Origin of the sequence: Mesorhizobium sp. M0410 (assembly GCF_040321435.1) — a bacterium.
Classification (GTDB): Bacteria; Pseudomonadota; Alphaproteobacteria; order Rhizobiales; family Rhizobiaceae; genus Mesorhizobium.
Genome location: NZ_JAMYRN010000021.1, coordinates 1 through 16,037 on the forward strand (window position 1 = coordinate 1; position 16,037 = coordinate 16,037).

Here is a 16,037-nt window from a genome sequence, read left to right on the forward strand (position 1 = left end):
GGGTGCGGGACCTGCCGATCACGCTGGAGAAGCTGATTTAAGAGCAGACAGCGAAGCTGCCAATCTCCCCCCTTGTGGGGGAGATGTCCGGCAGGCCAGAGAGGGGCGCTGTCCCGCCGACCTCTTCCATCGCAGTTCACATAACTGCCCAAATTTCTCAGCTCATCATAGGTCGACCGGAATGCCGGCGATCCTTCGCGCCCCCCTCTGTCCTGCCGGACATCTCCCCCACGAGGGGGGAGATCGGCAGCTTCAGCGACGGCGCCTTCTCCAGGCTCACCACGAAAGCGTAAACGCAAGCTTGCCGAAATGCCGGCCGCCAGCTGCCATATGGGCGTAGGCCTCGGTCGCCTGGTGCTGGCTGTAGACCGTGTCGATGACCGGATCGATATGGGCGGCGCCGATGGCGCGCGCCGCGTCGCGCAGGTCGGATACCGAACCGGTGTTGTTGCCCACCACCTTGAGTGCCTTGATGATGATAGGCAGCAGGTTCGTGGTGGCCTCGGCGCCGGTGACGAAGCCGATGGCGAACACCGTGCCGCCAGGCGCCGCGGCATTGATGGAGCGGGCGAAGGTGGCCGAGCCGCCGGTTTCGACGATCAGATCGGCGCCGAGGCCATCGGTCAACTCGAGCACCTTGGCGTCCCAGTCCGGCGTCTCACGATAATTGATGAGGTGATCAGCACCCAAAGCCTTGGCGCGGGCCAGCTTTTCGTCAGACGACGAGGTGATGATGACCGTGGCGCCGGCTGCCTTGGCCAGCTGCAGGGTCAAGATCGAGACACCGCCGGTGCCGAGCAGGACGACGACCGATCCCGGCCCGGCATCGGCGGCGCGGATCGCATTCCATGCGGTGGTGCCGGCGATCGGCAGCGTCGCTGCCGCTTCGAAGGAAAGATGCGCCGGCATCGGCACGACGGCATTGGCCGGCAGCGCGACATACTCGGCGAGCGAGCCGGGCAGCGTCAGGCCGCGCATCTCTCTTGTCTCGTAAGGCCGAGGACGGCCGCCGATCCAGCGCGGTTTTGCGTGGGCGATGACGCGGTCGTTGATGGCGACCCTCGACACGCCCTCGCCGATGCCGACGATCTCGCCGGCGCCGTCGACGACGGGAATGAGCGGAAAGCTCGGACCTGGATAGTTGCCGCTCGCTACCGCGACATCGACAAAATTGAGGCTTGCGGCGCGCAGGCGGATCAGCACTTCGCCACGCTGCGGTTCAGGCGTGGGAACGGTGGCCGCGCGAAACGCGTCCAGTTTCGGGGCAGTCAGTTCGATCGCTTTCATGTCTCACTCCGGTTAATGGCCGATTGACGGGCCGGGATTGAGTGAAACTAGCTGCTGCGCTATTGGTATATAATCCTTGGCTTTTACATTTGAGCTCTGCGTCTGATGCAGCAATCGTACGAACCGGCAGCATTGGCCGAAATGGCCGCCTTCGCGGCAATCGCCGAAGCACGCTCCTTCACCAAGGCGGCGGCTCGCATCGGCCGCGACGCGACGATCCTGTCGCGGCGCCTTGCCTCGCTGGAAGAGCGGTTGGGCGTGCGCCTGCTGCACCGGACGACGCGAAGCGTGTCGCTGACCGAGGCGGGTTCGGAATTTCTCGTCCGCGTCCGCGCCATCCTGGCCGCGGTCGACGAAGCCGAGGCTGCCGCGTCGGCGCATGCCGGCGGCGGGCCGCGCGGCGTGCTGCGGCTGGCGCTGCCCGGCTCGTTCGGGCGCATGTGGATCGCCCCGCTGCTGCCGCAGTTTCTCGCCGAATTTCCCGACGTTCGTATCGAGGCCGAGTTCTCCAACCGTTTCGTCGATCTCGTCGCCGAGAATTTCGATGTCGCCGTGCGTCTCGGCGCACTGGAGGATTCGCGGCTGGTGGCGCGCAAGGTCGCGACACGGCGGCGGCTGCTGTGCGCGGCGCCGTCCTACCTCGCCCGCCGGGGCACGCCGACCGAACCTGAAGCGCTGCTGGAACACAGCTGTCTCGGTTTCTCAGGCTTCCAGACTTTTCCGGCCTGGGAGATGACCGACAGTTCGGGCCGGCGCGTCAGTATCGAGGTCTCCGGCCCCCTGGTCACCGATGATGCCGAGGTGCTGGTCGAAGCCGCCGTGCAAGGCGTCGGGCTGATGATGAGCACGGATTGGCTGGTCGGACGCGAGCTCGCCGACGGCCGGCTGGTGCCAGTGCTGGAGGACTGGACGCTTGCCGATGAGGGCGCCGTCTATGTCGTCATGCCTTCGGCCAAGGGGCAAGCCGCCAAGACACGTGCCTTCGCCGACTGGATCGGCAAACGCTTTGCGCCGGTCCCGCCGTGGCGGAGGTGAGGGTGCTGATCTCCCTCCTCGAGGCGGGAGATTACGCGCTCAGCCGCCTCCGCCTCCACCCTGCTTGATGAAATGACCGAGCAGATCCATCGGCACCGGAAACACGACCGTCGACGAGCGCTCACCGGCGATGTCATGGAGAGCCTCGAAATAGCGCAGCTGCATGGCCTGCGGTGTCTCGGCCAGCATCTTGCCGGCCTCGACGAGTTTTGCCGCCGCCTGCTGTTCGCCGTCGGCATTGATCACTTTGGCACGCCGCAGCCGTTCGGCCTCGGCCTGCTTGGCGATGGCGCGGACCATATTCTCGTTGAGGTCGACATGCTTGATCTCGACATCGGAGACCTTGATGCCCCAGGCATCGGTTCGCTGATCGAGGATCTCCTGGATGTCGCTGTTAAGCTTGTCACGTTCGGCCAGCATTTCATCGAGCTCATGCTTGCCGAGCACCGAGCGCAACGTGGTCTGTGCCAGCTGGTTGGTGGCGGTCATGAAGTCTTCGACCTGGATCACCGCCCGCTCAGCGTCGACGATACGAAAATACAGCACCGCGTTCACCTTCACCGAGACGTTGTCGCGCGAGATCACGTCCTGCGGCGGCACGTCCTGGACCACCACTCGCAGGTCGACCTTCACCATCTGCTGCACGAAGGGGATGAGGATGATAAGGCCGGGGCCCTTGACCCCGGTGAAGCGGCCGAGCGTGAAGACCACGCCGCGCTCATATTCCCGCAGGATGCGAATGGCCGCGGATAGGAACATGACCACGACGAGCGCTGCTGCCAGATAGGCCACATAACCGATGATCATTGCCTTGCTCCATCGCTTCTCACATTGCGGCGCCGTATCGTCAGCACAAGATCTCTGACATCGGCCACCTCGACGCTGTCGCCCACTGCAAGCGGTTCGTCGGCTTTTGCCCGCCAGCGCTCGCCCCGGGCGAGCACGTGGCCCTCGCAGCCCTGCCAGTCGAGGACCTCCGCCGGCAGACCCTGCATGGCCTGTGCCCCAACACGCGGAACGTTCTTGCGGACCGCCCACAGATAGCTGCCGGTCAACAGTGCCAGGCCGAGCGTCAGGACGGCGGCGGTGCCGATAACGGCCCACGACATCTCGAAGCCGGGCCCCTCGATCCTGAGCAGCATGGCTGCGCCCAGCAGAAACGCAGCCACGCCTCCCAGCCCAAGGACCACAGTCGGGTTCAAGGCTTCGACGACCAGGAAGATGATGCCAAGCAGCATCAAAGCCAGGCCGGCATAACTGATCGGCAGGAGATTGAGCGCATAGAGCCCGAGCAGCAGGCAAATCGTGCCGATCACGCCGGGTGCGACCGCGCCCGGGCTCGTGAACTCGAAGACGAGGCCATAGACGCCGACCAGCATCAGGATGACGGCGATGTTCGGGTCCGTGATGACGGCGAGAAGCCTGATAAGCCAGCCTGGCTCGAGCGTTTCGACCGGCAGCCCTTTGGTCGCCAATGCCTCTTTTTTGCCGGCGACCTCGACGGTCCGGCCGTCGGCCAGTTGAAGCAGTTCGGTGGTGTCGCGGGCGAGGAAGTCGATGACATGCTGCTGCAGCGCCGCGCCGGCCGACAGGCTGGCCGCCTCGCGCACGGCCTTTTCTCCCCATTCGGCATTGCGCCCGCGCAATTCAGCCAGGCTGCGGATCAGGGCAACGGCATCGTTCGTCGCCTTGGCGATCATCGCATCGCCCGCGGGTGCGTTCTTCTTGTCCTTGTCCCCCTCGGGGCCATCGTTCTTGCCGCCGTCCGGGAACGATGGCAGCGGCCCGCCCATCTCGATCGGCGTTGCCGCGCCCAGATTGGTGCCGGGCGCCATCGCCGCTACATGGGTGGCGTAGAGGATATAGGTTCCGGCGCTCGCCGCATGCCCGCCGGCGGGCGCGACATAGCCAATGACTGGAACCGGCGAGGCGAGAATGCCGGCGATCATCTCGCGCATGCTGGTGACCAGCCCGCCGGGCGTGTCCATCTGCAGGATGAGAGCCTCGACGTTTCGGTCCGCGGCCACCACCAGCGCTTCCTCGAGCTGCCTGGCACTCGCCGGACCGATGGCGCCGTCGATCTCGACGCGCAACGCAATTTTCTCCCGGCCATTCGCCTCTCCGGTTGCGGAAGAGGGACAAACGGCCGCAACAGCCACGAAAGCCGCGGCAAGCAAGACCGCACGCGCGAGTTTCACGCTCAAAGCTCCACACCTAGGATATGGGCTGGATTTTGCCGAAATCCATGACGCTTCGCGGCGGGTGACGCATCGCACGGTCCGGCTGGGCGTCGGCCTGCTCAGCGGCGGCTACGGCACCGAGAAGCTCCGCCAATCGGGCACGTTCCGCGGCTGTGCAGACCCAACGGCATGTTGCGCCATATAGACGAGGTCGGCGGCCGCACCTGACGGTGGCGGGGCCGCCGCTAAGTCCAGTCGATTTCCCCGTGATCGGTCCTTGTCGTTATCGCTCCGGCCGGCAGCCGATCACAAAACGCGACGACGTTCAGGCAGTCATATCGCGCGCTGGGCACGATCAGACCGTCATAATCGAGGAAATATGCGGCCTCGCCGATGTCTTGCGACCTCGGATATTCGGCGTGCTTTTCCTGATACGAAAGCTGGCCGTAGCGCGAGGTGTCGAGGCCAAGGGTCTGCAAGGCGGCCAGGTCGAGCAATCTGAGCGTCCGGTCCAAAGAAAGATCGATCTCGAAGAGATTGTATCTGACACGTGAAGGGACCACTGGCTGCCCCCGCGTCAGGTGGAATCTCATCTCGCTCAAGGCACCTTCGCGCTCTTGCGAGGTGTAGAGCACGTCGAATGTTCCATCGTCCCAACGGCCACCGGAGCTCGAGCATTGGATCGGGCTGCGGCCCTGGCGCACGACACGCCAAACCGTTCCGGAGTATTCGACCGGAACTATTGCCTCGATAGCGTCGATGAGCCGGCTATCGCGTCGTTTCCGCCCGGCGATCGCCAACTAGAGAAAGACCTCGTTCTCAAGCCGATCGATGACTTTGAGCACGTCGAGAGCACGGTCGTCGTGAATGAGATCTATCGCCCTTTCACCGTTCAATTGCGGGTGGCGAGCGTAAAGCCAGGTGCGGATATCGCTTGGCTCGTAGAATTCCTGCAGTCGGCCGACGATATAGTGCAGATCCGATAGAATGAGCTCGCTGCGTGGCTGGGGCTTGATGTCGCCGGCCTTCCACCTCGAAACCGTGGCCTTGGACACGTCGGTGATGTTTGCAATATCGGTTCCCTTGAGACCGCCAAACGTGCCCAATTCGTCCAGGAATCTGGGAACCGCCCGCAACGCCGTAGCCATATTTTCTCTCCGGCTTCCAAGCCAGCTTCGCCCATGCGTGTCAGCCTGACACTTTGACTGCATCGGCGCATTTCGGTTTCACAAATGGAAAATATGAAACAGAGATGCAAATGTCAATTGCCGCTTCGGTTCGACGGGCGTCCAGTGCCTGGTCGCTTAGGCCCGAAGCAGCGCCAGCTCTTCGGCGGTCAGTTGGCGTGCCTTGCCCTTGGCGAGGTCGCCGAGTTGCAGATATCCGATCGCGATCCGTACCAGGCGCAGCACCTCGACGTCGTGGGCGGCGAGCAGCCGGCGGATATGGCGGTTGCGGCCCTCGTCGAGCACGATTTCCAGCCAGGCGGTGCTGGTGCCGCCGCGCAGCAGCTCGATCGAGCGGGCCGTCAGCAATTCGCCGTCGACTGTCGCGCCGGCGCGCAACCGCGTCAGCATGGCCTCGTCGGGCAGGGCGCCGATCTGCACGTGATAGGTCTTGGCGACATGTGAGGCGGGGTCGAGCAGGCGCTGCGCGAGGCGCGTGTCGTTGGTCATCAACAGCAGGCCTTCGCTGGCCTTGTCGAGGCGGCCGACCGGCGAGACGAAAGGCAGGTCGAGCCCGGCCAGGCAATCATAGACGGTGCCGCGATCCTGCGGGTCGTCACGGGTGGTGACCAGCCCGCGCGGCTTGTTGAGCATCAGATAGACCTTGCGCTCGGCGGCGACGCGGCGGCCGTCGACCTCGATGCGGTCGCGGCCTGGATCGACGCGCATCGAGCCGTTGCGCACGATCTTGCCGGCGACCCGCACGCGGCCTTCTGCAACCAGAAGCTCGGCCTGCTTGCGCGAGCAAAGGCCAAGCTTCGACAGCGCGCGACAGAGGCTGACGCCGGGAGGCTGGGTCCCGGGGGCAGGGCGTTGCCGGGCAATGTTCGGTCGCGGTGACATGGCGTTGGTTCTCGTTACGCGTTTCCAGTATAACCGGCTGCCGGGTGTGTCCATGCAAGGACTGGAATGTCGCCTCGGATGCATGCGGCCCTGTTAGATGAGCCTTGCCAGCCTTGCGGCGTCGCGTATGGCCAGCACGGCATCCGGATTGATCACGGGATAGGCAGTGATGAAGCGTTCGACCGAAAATTCGGGGAATTCGGCTTTCAAACGGGCGGCAAACCTGGCCGCTTCGCCGGCCTCACCCGTGGCCGCATGCGCGAGCGCCAGAAACATCAGCACGTCCGGCGACTCCGGCGAACTCCGGCGGAGCGCTGCAATGGCTTGCCGGTGTCTGCCGGCGGCGAACAGAATGCGGCCCTGCATGCCGAAATACCAGGGCGGGGCCAGTGGGTTAAGCCGCATGGCACGCTCGATGAGCGGAATTGCCTCGGCCGGATCGCCAACGACAAGCGCCTTGCTGCCGGCAAGTAGCGGCAATATGCCGGCATGATTGAAGCCGTACTCGAGAGCGCGCCGGTGGGCGCGCTCCGCTCCTTCGAGATCGCCAAGGCATGCTCTGAGGTTGCCAAGGCACGCGTGGGCGCAGCTGTCCGTCGGGTCGAGGCGCAGTGCGTTTTCAGCCGCCGTCCGCCAGTTCTCGATCGAGGTCAGCACGTCGTCGCCAAAGCCGTTGCAGGCCTCGATCGAATAGGCATAGGCGAGTTCGGCCCAGCAGTTGGCGAAAGTGGGGTCAAGCTCCAGCGCTCGTAAAAACAGACGGATCGCCGCCGCATTGCCGGCGCGGCTGAACGTCGTGTGCTGTTCTACACCGAGCAGATAGCAATCATAGGCGCGCAGGCTGGCCGGCGGCTTGCGGCGAACCGCGTTGCGGCCGACGGTGGCGAGGGTTCCGTAACTGCCGGCAAACACATTGATGATGCTTTCGGTCAGGCTGTCCTGCAGCTCGAAAATGTCCTCGACAGGCCGGTCGTAGCGCTCCCTCCACAGGCTGACGCCGTTACGAGCATCGGCAAGCTCTATCGTCAAGCGAACCCTCTGGTCGTCGGCGCGCAACCGGCCCGAAACTATATAGGTGACGCCGAGCGTCTTACCGTCCGCGGCAAAATCGGCCGGCTTGCTGCCCAGTGATTTCATCGTGTGAAAGGCTATGACAGGCAAGCCTGCGTAGCGCGCCAGGTCGATGGTGATGTCCGACGACAGGCCATCGGCAAAGCGACGCCATCGCTCTTCGGAATTGAGGCATTCAATCGGGAATATGGCAAGCGTTGGCGGGGCTTCGGACAAAGGCAAAAGCGCTTCCTGCGACGCGCGCGGGACACCGCTAAAGTAGGTCGCAAGCCCGATCTTCGTCCGTACGCCGAGCTTTTCGTAGATGCTCGCAAGGTGAGTGCGAACTGTGGTCGGGGCAATGAAAAGCGCCTTGCCGATTTCACGGTAAGTCATACCGGACGCGAATTTTTCCGCAACCGCGCGCTCGCGACCCGACAAGGCGTCGAGCGCCTGGGCTTTCGAAGCGTCGTTGAGCATCATGCTGGAACCCCGTCCCCAGCGGAAGAATACTACAAATGCAGGAGGTCGAATACTGCATCTGCCCGATGCCGCCGCTGACGCACAAACTGCAAGGTCGCCCGCAGCAACAGCTGTGGTCAGGGGAGGGCTTCCATGCGTACCGTTTCGGTCGTTATTGCATGCGCGATTTTGAGTTCTTCGGCGGGTCTGTCGCCGTCGTTCGCAAGAGGATGCAGGCAGGTGCTGGAATCGGATGTGAAAATCACGAGCATGCGACTCTACGCCGACATCCTGGCCAATGCCGCCCGCAACGGCTGGGACTACACGCCTGAATCGATCGTCAGCGGCTCAAAGCGGCATTTCGAGGAGATGAAACTCCAGTTGAACGACGCCGGCTATGAGATCGTGCCTGTCGGCGTCCGCCTGTATTGCAAACGGTCCGACAAGCTCGCCGCCCGCTAGCAACCAGCGATCCGCCCCTTTGCGGCGCAAGCTTTCGGCAATGTTGAGCAGAAGACCGCGCCGGATCCATCTTGATCCGCTCAGCGCCGTGCGCTTTCAACGCGCCCAGGAACCTTCCCGATGCTGCCGCCCGACACCGGGCGACACCTCAGGTAAACGCGCCGGGTACACACCCGGGCAGCAAACCATCCCAGTGCCCACGGGACGTCCTAACTCATGCGGGGGATTTGATGGGGATCGAAGACGACCACGCGCCACTCCGCCTGGACCACGCGCTGTACCACTTGGACGGCACGCCAGCCGGCCGTTAGCTCTCCACGCCTGAGCATCTCGATGATGGTTGAATCCAAAATCACCACAGTTCGGTGCTCGTCGAGCGAGCTTTCAGCAGCCTGGTTCCGCAGCCTAAGTATGTGCAACTTCGGAAGCTGCCGACATCAATTCCTCGGGATTCGGCGCTCTGAAGGTGTTGAGGCCATCCTCCAGAACTTCAGTGAAGTTCCAGCGTACGATGCCCGCCCGGTCGATTAGGAATTGACCGACAAGCTGCGCCTGGCTGGAAGCCATCGCCTGCTGATCGACTTCCGTAATCTCATAACCTTCCTTCTTGTTAAGAAATTCATTCATTGCCATGACGTCCATAGGCTCGGGCAACTCGCCCGGGAGATGGAACGGTATCGCCATGACCGTTTCCATCCCGACCTCGCGCAAGCCGAAGGCACGGTGCGAGGCCCGCTCCGGGTCGGATGCAGCGAGAAGATCGGGTGCCGGGTGGTAACGGAAATAGAGCCGCGCCCGCTCGACTGGCGTATTGACCACCGCCAGGCATTCGACGCCTTGCTCACGCAGGGCCGGCTTAAGTTGCGCCATCGCCGCGACATGGCGCCGGCAGAACGGACAGTGCAGGCCTCGGAACAAACCGATCAACAACGGGCTACGGCCTCGAAAATCATCGAGCGCGATCTTGCCTTCGCGTGAGATCGCATTGAGCACAACATTCGGTGCCCGGTCGCCTGGCTGCAGCGGGCGGTCAACACTACTCGTGGACATGGACAACCTCCTCGCCCTGGGTCAGTCAGGGAAAGCAGCACACCCAGCGTTTCGGAGGCGATCAAGTTGCCGGGGGCGAAAGCTTCCTGTGCCAAGGCAATAGCTTTCGACCTCTGCCATATTGCCGAGGTCGAGATTACGCGTGTTGCAAGCGCATCATAACACGAAAAATTCATCTGCGGGTCGCCCGTTTCGCGAGCCGTCTCGAGCGCCGCGGAACAGTGGGTCGCCTCATCCGTGGGGCGACGCAGCGGCGAAACCGATTTTTCCTCCAGACGGGCGTCCTTGGTCGACTTGGGCCCTTGCGCTTTTTAGAGGCGCAGCGAATGGCGCGACTGCGCGCATTGCGTGGTCCACTTCATCAGATGCGGCGCAAGTCAGTATCAGGTGCGGAACGCGATCTTGCGCTGTTCAATCTTGCCATCGACAGCAAGCTGCGGGGTTGCGACCTGGTCACGATCACCGTCGGAGACGTCGCCCTTTCCGGCAGCGTGCGTGATCAGGCGATGATCGCGCAGAAGACAGGGAGCGGCGCTTTCACAAGGCGTCGCTCCGTGACCCGATTACAGACAACCAGACGGGTATCCTGGACATCCGCTCTTGCCCACATAACCAACAGATCATTCGGCAGGCACAGTCGTTCGGTCTGGTGCGGCTTCGCGGTATTCGCTCCAGGCCTGCCGCAGGATTTGCACCGATGAGGTTAGAAAGATACCGGCCATAAGTGCGGCGACGGCCAGATCCGGCCATGCGCTTGACGTACTCCAGACGCCGAGAGCTGCGGCCATCACCACCATGTTGCCGATCGCGTCGTTGCGCGAGCACAGCCAAACCGAGCGGACATTCGCGTCACCATCCTTGTAGGGCATCAGAAAACCAACGGAAGCAAGATTGGCGGCAAGGGCCAGAAAGCCGATGATGCCCATGACTTCCGCGCTGGGTACGCCGAGGATCAGCGTCTGATAGACGGTCGAGCCGGAAACCCAAAGCGCCATCAGGCTGAGCGACAGACCCTTGAGCAGCGCAGCCGTTGCGCGCGTCCTCAAGCTCGCGCCGATGACCGCAAGGCTCAGCCCATAGGTGAGGGTGTCGGCGAGGAAATCCAGCGCGTCGGCCTTCAGCGCCTGAGAACCGGCAAGTGAGCCGGCAGTCATTTCGGTCAGGAACATGGCCGCATTAATAGCGATGACCGTCCACAGCACACGCCTGTAGCGCGGGTTCATGCCGTCAAAGACCGGCACGCCGCCCGAACAGCATGAGGCTTCCGCTGCACGATCATGCGAATGACCGTGCAGCTTCGCCGGCAGAACCAGCGGCGGCGGTCCCGCACAGCTTTTGGTTTTATGATCGCAGCAAGCTTCAGACATGGGGCGACTCCTCAGTGAAGACACTGTAGGATCTCTAGTGGCTAGAGGTTCAAGAGGCTTTTTATGGATTTGTCGATCGGTGAATTGTCTCGTCGCGCGGAGGTGAAAATACCGACGATCCGCTACTACGAGCAAATTGGGCTGTTGCCCGAAACGGGTCGAACCGAAGGAAAGCAGCGACGCTATGGAAGGAGGGCAGTAGCGCGGCTTGCCTTCATCCGGCACGCGCGAGAACTCGGCTTCGAGGTTGATGCGATCCGTACGCTGCTTTCGCTGCAGGATGATCCGGATCAATCATGCGCCCGCGCCGACGAGATCGCGAAGGCGCGGCTGGTCGAGGTGGAGAAGCGCATCGCCGGTCTTAAGGCTCCGCGCAGGGAATTGCGGAAGATGGTCGAGGAATGCGCCTGCGGGCGGGTCGGCGAGTGTCGCGTGATCGAAACGCTCGCCGACCGAACGCATGCGCATGGGAAGTTGGCGGCAAGTTGATCGGAGAACCGGCGCACCTTCACAGAATGTCAACCCCGACTCGAAGCATTCAGGCGTCAGCTAGAAGCGATAACGCACTCCGACTTGCGCGAGCACAGGCCAATTTAGACAGCGCGCGGCAGGCTCACCGGGAAGCTGGGTCCGGGGGGCAGGGCGTTGCCGGGCAATGTTCGATCGCGGCGACATGGCGTTGCCTGTGGATTCTTGTATACGAGCATCCCAGTATAGCCGGCTGCCGGCTGTCCGCGGAAGGGAACTGCTCGCCACTTGCATCGATCACGGCGGCTGCGAGGACTTGCATGAAAACAGCCGTTCGCCTTTGCCTGCTGCTCGCCTTTCTGCCGACGTCGCTGGCGCATGCCGGCTGGCAGGCGGTCGAGAAGGTCGAGACCTACGCCATCTCGGGGCAGTCCGGCCCGGAGCTCTATGCCTCGATCGGCGGGCGCGGGCCGCTGCTCGGCGAGCGCCGCGTCATCGCGCATACCAATTTCAAGTTGACCTGGGTGAGGGACTACCAGCCGCAAGGCGACGCCTGCGTACTGGTGTCGGCGCGGCCGAAGCTGATCATCACCTACACCTTGCCGAAACCGGCCGCGCGGCTGCCGGGCGCAATCCAGAAGAACTGGGAGATCTTCTCAGCCGGCCTTGCCGCCCACGAGAAGGTGCATGGCGCCAGCATCATCGACATGGTGCATAAGATCGAGGCGGCCACCATCGGCCTGACCGTCGCCGATGACCGTGGCTGCAGCAAGATCAGGACCGAAGTTACGAGACGTCTCGCCGGAATTTCGCAGGCACAGCGGCAGGCGAGCCGCGATTTCGACCGGGTCGAATTCGGCCCGGGCGGCAAGCTGCGGCAGCTTGTGTTCACGCTGATGACCGGCGGATGATACTGCAGGGCTGCGGGGGGCGGCAGGGTACCACCTTTGCGGCCCTCACGCCTGCTCGGTCGGATAGAGGGTCAGGATGTTGACGTTGACCCGTGGCGGCTGGGTCACCGCGTATAAGATGGCGGCGGCGATGTCCTCGCTTTCTAGTTGCTGCATGTCGCCCAGCCTTTGCTCGACCGCCTGGCGCACATCCGCGCGCATATTCTGGGTGAACTCGGTCTTGACGGCGCCGGGCTCGATGCAGGTGACGCGGATACCGTCCTTGCCGATCTCGCGGCGCAGCGATTCCGCCATCGCGCTCACCGCGTGCTTGGTGCCGGAATAGACCACCGAAGGGTGGATATAACGGCCGGTGCCGGATGAGACGACGACGATGTGGCCGGCGCCTTGCCGCTGCATCGAGGGCAGTGCCGCATGGATCGGATAAAGCAGCCCGAGAATGTTGACGTCGACCATCCGGCGGTACTCTTCCGGCGTCGTGTTGCGGAACGGCGCGGCGACGCCGACGCCTGCAACCGCAAGCAGAATGTCGAGCCGGCCGTACTCCTGCTGGACCCGTTCGACCATCGCCGTGGCTTGCGTTTCGTCGGTGACGTCGACGACAATCGGCAGCGCCGCACTGCCGGTCTCACGGATCCGCCTCGCCAGATTGTCCAGGCGCTCGGCGCGCCGCGCAGCAATCACCAGCGTGGCGCCCTCGGCCGCCAGCGCCAAGGCGGTGGCCTCGCCAATGCCTGAGGAGGCACCAGTCACCAAGGCGATCTTGCCGCTCAGTTTTCCTGTCTGCATCTTTTTCTCCCGAGGTTTTGGATACGCCCTGAAGCTAGGTGCGGATGCTCTGAAAGCAATGCTTATGGGCGACTGAAGGACCGGACGGCTTGCGGGACAGAAGGGCCGGGACAGCGCCCTCCGGCAAGCCCATGTCTGCGCAATTTTCTTTGGGCGAACAAGCGGGCCTTGACGTGACTGGAGCTGTTGCGTCTTGATACGGGCTGCGGGGCTTCGCATGAAAACAGCTGATCGACTATGTCTGCGGGTGGCTTGTTTGCATGCGACGCGCCTGCAGGCACCACCGCGATCCTCTCGTGACCGACCGGGCTGAGCGCAAGATGAAGGTCCTCGCCGTCTATTGCCATCCCTGCACGGACAGCTTCAATGGCGCCGTCCGCGATATGGTGCTGGAGACGCTTGCCGATCGCGGCCATCAGGTCCACCTGCTCGACCTCTATGCGACCGGCTTCGATCCAGTCATGCGCACGCAGGAGTGGCGCGGCTACCACGACAAGGCGGCGAACCTGCAACCCGTGCACGAACATGCGCAGGAGCTGCTCTGGGCGGAGGCGGTCGTCTTCATTTACCCGACCTGGTGGTATGGCGTGCCGGCGATGCTGAAAGGCTGGCTGGAGCGCGTGCTGGTGCCGGGCTTCGCTTTCGAGATGCCGACCGCACGACGCGGTCCGCGGCCCAAATTGCGGCACATACGCCGGGTGATGGCGATGACCACATGCGGTGCCACGCCGCTGATGTCGTGGATCATGGGGCAGCCCGGCCGGCGAACCCTGCTGCGCGGCTTCCGCTCCGTCTGCCATCCGCTGTGCCGGACCAAATTCCTGGCGCTCTACCGGATGGACAGCGTCTCGGCCGCCGGTCGCCAGGCGCATCTGCAGCGGGTCAGGAAAGCGGTTGCAAGCCTTGGTCGCGCTGATGCGGTCGCCGCCACAGTGCCTGGCTGATAAGCTAGGCGAGCCGCCACCGGAACAGGCGCGTTGACTCTATTCCCCATTTCTGGAAATCTGGAAATATGGACAAGACGCTCGCCCTTTCCGCACTTGCCGCGCTCGGCCAGGAGACCCGGCTGGACGTTTTTCGCCTTTTGGTGCGGGCCGGCGCCGAGGGCGTAGCTGCGGGCGAGATCGCCTCACGGCTCGCCGCGTTGCCGAATACGATGTCGGCCCATCTCAAGATACTGTCCCATGCCGGCCTGGTGCGGACCGAACGAGAGGGCCGCAGCGTGCGCTACTTCGCCGATATGACCGGCTTTCGCGATCTGCTGGCCTACCTCATGGAGGATTGCTGCAATGGCGCGCCGGAACTTTGCCAACCTGTCATCCAGGCTGTGACCTGCAACTGCTAGGGGGAGGAGGTTCGTCTTGGTCAATCTTTCCCGCCGCCTTGCCGCCGAAGCCCTCGGCACAGCTCTGCTGGTCGCCACCGTGGTCGGTTCCGGCATCATGGCTGACAGGCTGAGCAATGATGTCGCCGTCTCCCTGCTCGGCAACACCTTGCCGACCGGGGCGATCCTGGTCGTGCTCATCACCATATTCGGGCCGATATCCGGAGCGCACTTCAACCCGGCGGTGACGCTGGTATTTGCGCTTCGACGCGAGATCGAAACGAACGCGGCGCTTGCTTACGTCGCCGCCCAGATTGCCGGCGGCATCGCCGGAACGTTGCTCGCGCATGCGATGTTCGAACTGCCGATCCTGCAAGTGTCGGCGACGGTGCGAACCGGAAGCGGGCAATGGATTGCGGAGCTGGTTGCCGCCTTCGGGCTGGTCTTCACCATCCTCGCCGGCCTGCGCTCACGTCCGGATTCGATCCCCTGGCTGGTCGGGCTCTATATCACCGCCGCCTATTGGTTCACCGCGTCGACATCCTTCGCCAATCCGGCCGTCGCCATCGCCCGTGCGTTCTCCAACACGTTTGCCGGGATCCGCCCCGCCGATCTGGCGGGGTTCATCGCCGCCGAGCTTTTGGGCGCGTTGCTGGCCATGGCATTGGCAGGGTGGCTGCTCGTCCAACCGAAACCAGTCCGACAGATGAAAGCTGCGCAATGACCATCACCATCTACCACAACCCCGATTGCGGCACCTCGCGCAACACGCTGGCCATGATCAGGCAGTCCGGCGAGGAGCCGGAGGTGATCGAATATCTGAAGAACCCGCCATCGCGGCAAAAACTCGTCGAGCTGATCGCGGCGATGGGCATGACGCCGCGCCAATTGCTACGAGAGAAGGGCACGCCCTATGGCGAACTCGGCCTGGGCGACCCCAAGTGGAGCGACGACGAGATCCTCGATTTCATGCTGGCGCATCCGATCCTGATCAACCGGCCTATCGTGGTGACGCCGCTCGGCACCATGCTCGCCCGACCCTCCGAAGCGGTGCTCGATATCCTGCCCAATCCGGATATCGGCCCGTTCACCAAGGAGGACGGCGAGGTCGTCATCGACGCCAGCGGTAAGCGCGTCGGCTAGATATCGTCTTATTTCGATCTTTGTCGAAATTCTCTTGACGTGCAGCGATTCTGGAAATAGCTTATTTCCATGAAACTCGAAAAAGCAGCCGCGCAACTTGAAGCCCTCGGCAACCCGACGCGGTTGCAGCTCTATCGGACGCTGGTGCGAGCCGGCGATGAGGGGCTGCCGGTCGGGCGCATCCAGGACAGGCTCGGCATCGCCGCCTCGACGCTGTCGCATCACCTCAAGCGGCTGGTCGACACCGGCCTGGTAACGCAGGAGCGCCAGGCGACCACGCTGATCTGCCGGGCCAACTATCCCGCCATGAACGGGCTCATCGGATACCTCGCGGACGAATGCTGCGCCGACGGCACCTGTGCGCCGGCATCGGCGGAAGCGGTCGCCAAAACGGCGGCGTGATTTTTTTGGCATTATAATTCGAAATTACCGGAAGGATG

Annotated in this window: 19 protein-coding genes and 2 pseudogenes; 11 read left to right on the top strand and 10 right to left on the bottom strand. The window is 63.3% G+C overall.

Translation table 11 applies throughout. The annotated features are described in order from the left end of the window. Positions 1-276: 276 nt before the first annotated feature. Positions 277-1,287 carry a zinc-dependent alcohol dehydrogenase family protein gene (locus NKI63_RS24380; RefSeq protein ID WP_352753642.1) on the bottom strand — a complete coding sequence of 337 codons (1,011 nt, stop codon included), beginning with the start codon at positions 1,285-1,287 and terminating at the stop codon, positions 277-279. Positions 1,288-1,392: 105 nt separating this feature from the next. Here NKI63_RS24380 and NKI63_RS24385 point away from each other — a divergent pair, with 105 nt between their 5' ends. After that, positions 1,393-2,322, top strand: a complete 930-nt coding sequence (locus NKI63_RS24385) for a LysR family transcriptional regulator (RefSeq protein ID WP_352740126.1) — start codon at positions 1,393-1,395, stop codon at positions 2,320-2,322. A 39-nt stretch (positions 2,323-2,361) separates the two neighbouring features. On the opposite strand, the gene NKI63_RS24390 is transcribed toward NKI63_RS24385, so the two are convergent. Both NKI63_RS24390 and NKI63_RS24395 read right to left on the bottom strand, forming a co-directional pair. Continuing rightward, complete coding sequence (locus tag NKI63_RS24390; protein ID WP_352705623.1) at positions 2,362-3,129, bottom strand: slipin family protein; 768 nt, start codon at positions 3,127-3,129, stop codon at positions 2,362-2,364. Further along, on the bottom strand, positions 3,126-4,520 hold the full coding sequence (locus tag NKI63_RS24395) for an NfeD family protein (protein ID WP_352823668.1): 1,395 nt from the start codon (positions 4,518-4,520) through the stop codon (positions 3,126-3,128). Before NKI63_RS24395 ends, NKI63_RS24390 begins: the two co-directional genes overlap by 4 nt. 85 nt (positions 4,521-4,605) lie before the next feature. On the opposite strand from NKI63_RS24395, the pseudogene NKI63_RS24400 reads away from it, so the two are divergent. Then, a pseudogene (locus NKI63_RS24400) lies at positions 4,606-4,730 on the top strand (HAD family hydrolase); the annotation flags it as partial. Between the two features lie 17 nt (positions 4,731-4,747). Here the strand turns inward: NKI63_RS24400 and NKI63_RS24405 are convergent. The 4 genes from NKI63_RS24405 to NKI63_RS24420 all read right to left on the bottom strand — a co-directional run bounded on the left by NKI63_RS24405 (position 4,748) and on the right by NKI63_RS24420 (position 8,104). After that, entirely contained in the window at positions 4,748-5,302 is a 555-nt protein-coding gene (locus NKI63_RS24405) for an RES family NAD+ phosphorylase (RefSeq protein WP_352475590.1), read from the bottom strand. Then, positions 5,303-5,650, bottom strand: coding sequence for an antitoxin Xre/MbcA/ParS toxin-binding domain-containing protein (locus NKI63_RS24410; RefSeq protein WP_254819704.1), 348 nt, complete (start codon positions 5,648-5,650; stop codon positions 5,303-5,305). 156 nt (positions 5,651-5,806) lie between these two features. Beyond that, positions 5,807-6,571: a pseudouridine synthase gene (locus tag NKI63_RS24415; protein ID WP_352740132.1), complete on the bottom strand. Its 765-nt coding sequence runs from the start codon at positions 6,569-6,571 to the stop codon at positions 5,807-5,809. A gap of 93 nt (positions 6,572-6,664) precedes the next feature. After that, complete coding sequence (locus tag NKI63_RS24420) at positions 6,665-8,104, bottom strand: LuxR C-terminal-related transcriptional regulator (protein WP_352823672.1); 1,440 nt, start codon at positions 8,102-8,104, stop codon at positions 6,665-6,667. Between the two features lie 132 nt (positions 8,105-8,236). Between NKI63_RS24420 and NKI63_RS24425 the strand changes: the two genes are divergently transcribed. Continuing rightward, positions 8,237-8,545 carry a hypothetical protein gene (locus NKI63_RS24425; RefSeq protein WP_352691934.1) on the top strand — a complete coding sequence of 103 codons (309 nt, stop codon included), beginning with the start codon at positions 8,237-8,239 and terminating at the stop codon, positions 8,543-8,545. Positions 8,546-8,950: 405 nt separating this feature from the next. On the opposite strand, the gene NKI63_RS24430 is transcribed toward NKI63_RS24425, so the two are convergent. Then, positions 8,951-9,595 (bottom strand): peroxiredoxin-like family protein, encoded by a 645-nt coding sequence (locus NKI63_RS24430; RefSeq protein WP_352803925.1) that lies wholly within the window; start codon positions 9,593-9,595, stop codon positions 8,951-8,953. 365 nt (positions 9,596-9,960) lie between these two features. Here NKI63_RS24430 and NKI63_RS24435 point away from each other — a divergent pair. Further along, a pseudogene (locus NKI63_RS24435) lies at positions 9,961-10,116 on the top strand (tyrosine-type recombinase/integrase); the annotation flags it as partial. A gap of 99 nt (positions 10,117-10,215) precedes the next feature. Here NKI63_RS24435 and NKI63_RS24440 read toward each other — a convergent pair. Further along, positions 10,216-10,962, bottom strand: coding sequence for a cation efflux transmembrane domain-containing protein (locus tag NKI63_RS24440; protein WP_352691728.1), 747 nt, complete (start codon positions 10,960-10,962; stop codon positions 10,216-10,218). Between the two features lie 63 nt (positions 10,963-11,025). Here NKI63_RS24440 and NKI63_RS24445 point away from each other — a divergent pair, with 63 nt between their 5' ends. Both NKI63_RS24445 and NKI63_RS24450 read left to right on the top strand, forming a co-directional pair. Beyond that, positions 11,026-11,451: a MerR family transcriptional regulator gene (locus NKI63_RS24445; RefSeq protein WP_352691729.1), complete on the top strand. Its 426-nt coding sequence runs from the start codon at positions 11,026-11,028 to the stop codon at positions 11,449-11,451. A 299-nt stretch (positions 11,452-11,750) separates the two neighbouring features. Continuing rightward, the gene (locus tag NKI63_RS24450; RefSeq protein WP_352507823.1) at positions 11,751-12,341 is read left to right on the top strand and encodes a DUF922 domain-containing Zn-dependent protease; all 591 of its coding nucleotides are present in this window, start codon (positions 11,751-11,753) and stop codon (positions 12,339-12,341) included. 45 nt (positions 12,342-12,386) lie between these two features. On the opposite strand, the gene NKI63_RS24455 is transcribed toward NKI63_RS24450, so the two are convergent. Next, positions 12,387-13,130: an SDR family oxidoreductase gene (locus tag NKI63_RS24455; protein WP_352507822.1), complete on the bottom strand. Its 744-nt coding sequence runs from the start codon at positions 13,128-13,130 to the stop codon at positions 12,387-12,389. 320 nt (positions 13,131-13,450) lie between these two features. Here NKI63_RS24455 and NKI63_RS24460 point away from each other — a divergent pair, with 320 nt between their 5' ends. The 5 genes from NKI63_RS24460 (at position 13,451) to NKI63_RS24480 (ending at position 15,999) form a co-directional block, all read left to right on the top strand. Beyond that, the gene (locus NKI63_RS24460; RefSeq protein WP_502900506.1) at positions 13,451-14,074 is read left to right on the top strand and encodes an NAD(P)H-dependent oxidoreductase; all 624 of its coding nucleotides are present in this window, start codon (positions 13,451-13,453) and stop codon (positions 14,072-14,074) included. A gap of 68 nt (positions 14,075-14,142) precedes the next feature. Further along, positions 14,143-14,475: an ArsR/SmtB family transcription factor gene (locus NKI63_RS24465; RefSeq protein WP_352475581.1), complete on the top strand. Its 333-nt coding sequence runs from the start codon at positions 14,143-14,145 to the stop codon at positions 14,473-14,475. A gap of 16 nt (positions 14,476-14,491) precedes the next feature. Further along, positions 14,492-15,178, top strand: a complete 687-nt coding sequence (locus NKI63_RS24470; protein ID WP_352507821.1) for an aquaporin — start codon at positions 14,492-14,494, stop codon at positions 15,176-15,178. Beyond that, positions 15,175-15,597, top strand: coding sequence for an arsenate reductase (glutaredoxin) (gene arsC / locus NKI63_RS24475; protein WP_254819694.1), 423 nt, complete (start codon positions 15,175-15,177; stop codon positions 15,595-15,597). Before NKI63_RS24470 ends, arsC begins: the two co-directional genes overlap by 4 nt. Before the next feature lie 69 nt (positions 15,598-15,666). After that, positions 15,667-15,999 (top strand): ArsR/SmtB family transcription factor, encoded by a 333-nt coding sequence (locus NKI63_RS24480; RefSeq protein ID WP_254819693.1) that lies wholly within the window; start codon positions 15,667-15,669, stop codon positions 15,997-15,999. The last annotated feature ends 38 nt before the right edge of the window (positions 16,000-16,037 follow it).

Excerpts from the sequence above, each read along its gene's own strand:
- NKI63_RS24380 (WP_352753642.1), bottom strand. The coding sequence starts at position 1,287 with ATGAAAGCGATCGAACTGACTGCCCCGAAACTGGACGCGTTTCGCGCG.
- NKI63_RS24385 (WP_352740126.1), top strand. The coding sequence starts at position 1,393 with ATGCAGCAATCGTACGAACCGGCAGCATTGGCCGAAATGGCCGCCTTC.
- NKI63_RS24390 (WP_352705623.1), bottom strand. The coding sequence starts at position 3,129 with ATGATCATCGGTTATGTGGCCTATCTGGCAGCAGCGCTCGTCGTGGTC.
- NKI63_RS24410 (WP_254819704.1), bottom strand. The coding sequence starts at position 5,650 with ATGGCTACGGCGTTGCGGGCGGTTCCCAGATTCCTGGACGAATTGGGC.
- NKI63_RS24415 (WP_352740132.1), bottom strand. The coding sequence starts at position 6,571 with ATGTCACCGCGACCGAACATTGCCCGGCAACGCCCTGCCCCCGGGACC.
- NKI63_RS24420 (WP_352823672.1), bottom strand. The coding sequence starts at position 8,104 with ATGATGCTCAACGACGCTTCGAAAGCCCAGGCGCTCGACGCCTTGTCG.
- NKI63_RS24425 (WP_352691934.1), top strand. The coding sequence starts at position 8,237 with ATGCGTACCGTTTCGGTCGTTATTGCATGCGCGATTTTGAGTTCTTCG.
- NKI63_RS24430 (WP_352803925.1), bottom strand. The coding sequence starts at position 9,595 with ATGTCCACGAGTAGTGTTGACCGCCCGCTGCAGCCAGGCGACCGGGCA.
- NKI63_RS24440 (WP_352691728.1), bottom strand. The coding sequence starts at position 10,962 with ATGTCTGAAGCTTGCTGCGATCATAAAACCAAAAGCTGTGCGGGACCG.
- NKI63_RS24445 (WP_352691729.1), top strand. The coding sequence starts at position 11,026 with ATGGATTTGTCGATCGGTGAATTGTCTCGTCGCGCGGAGGTGAAAATA.
- NKI63_RS24450 (WP_352507823.1), top strand. The coding sequence starts at position 11,751 with ATGAAAACAGCCGTTCGCCTTTGCCTGCTGCTCGCCTTTCTGCCGACG.
- NKI63_RS24455 (WP_352507822.1), bottom strand. The coding sequence starts at position 13,130 with ATGCAGACAGGAAAACTGAGCGGCAAGATCGCCTTGGTGACTGGTGCC.
- NKI63_RS24460 (WP_502900506.1), top strand. The coding sequence starts at position 13,451 with ATGAAGGTCCTCGCCGTCTATTGCCATCCCTGCACGGACAGCTTCAAT.
- NKI63_RS24465 (WP_352475581.1), top strand. The coding sequence starts at position 14,143 with ATGGACAAGACGCTCGCCCTTTCCGCACTTGCCGCGCTCGGCCAGGAG.
- arsC (WP_254819694.1), top strand. The coding sequence starts at position 15,175 with ATGACCATCACCATCTACCACAACCCCGATTGCGGCACCTCGCGCAAC.
- NKI63_RS24480 (WP_254819693.1), top strand. The coding sequence starts at position 15,667 with ATGAAACTCGAAAAAGCAGCCGCGCAACTTGAAGCCCTCGGCAACCCG.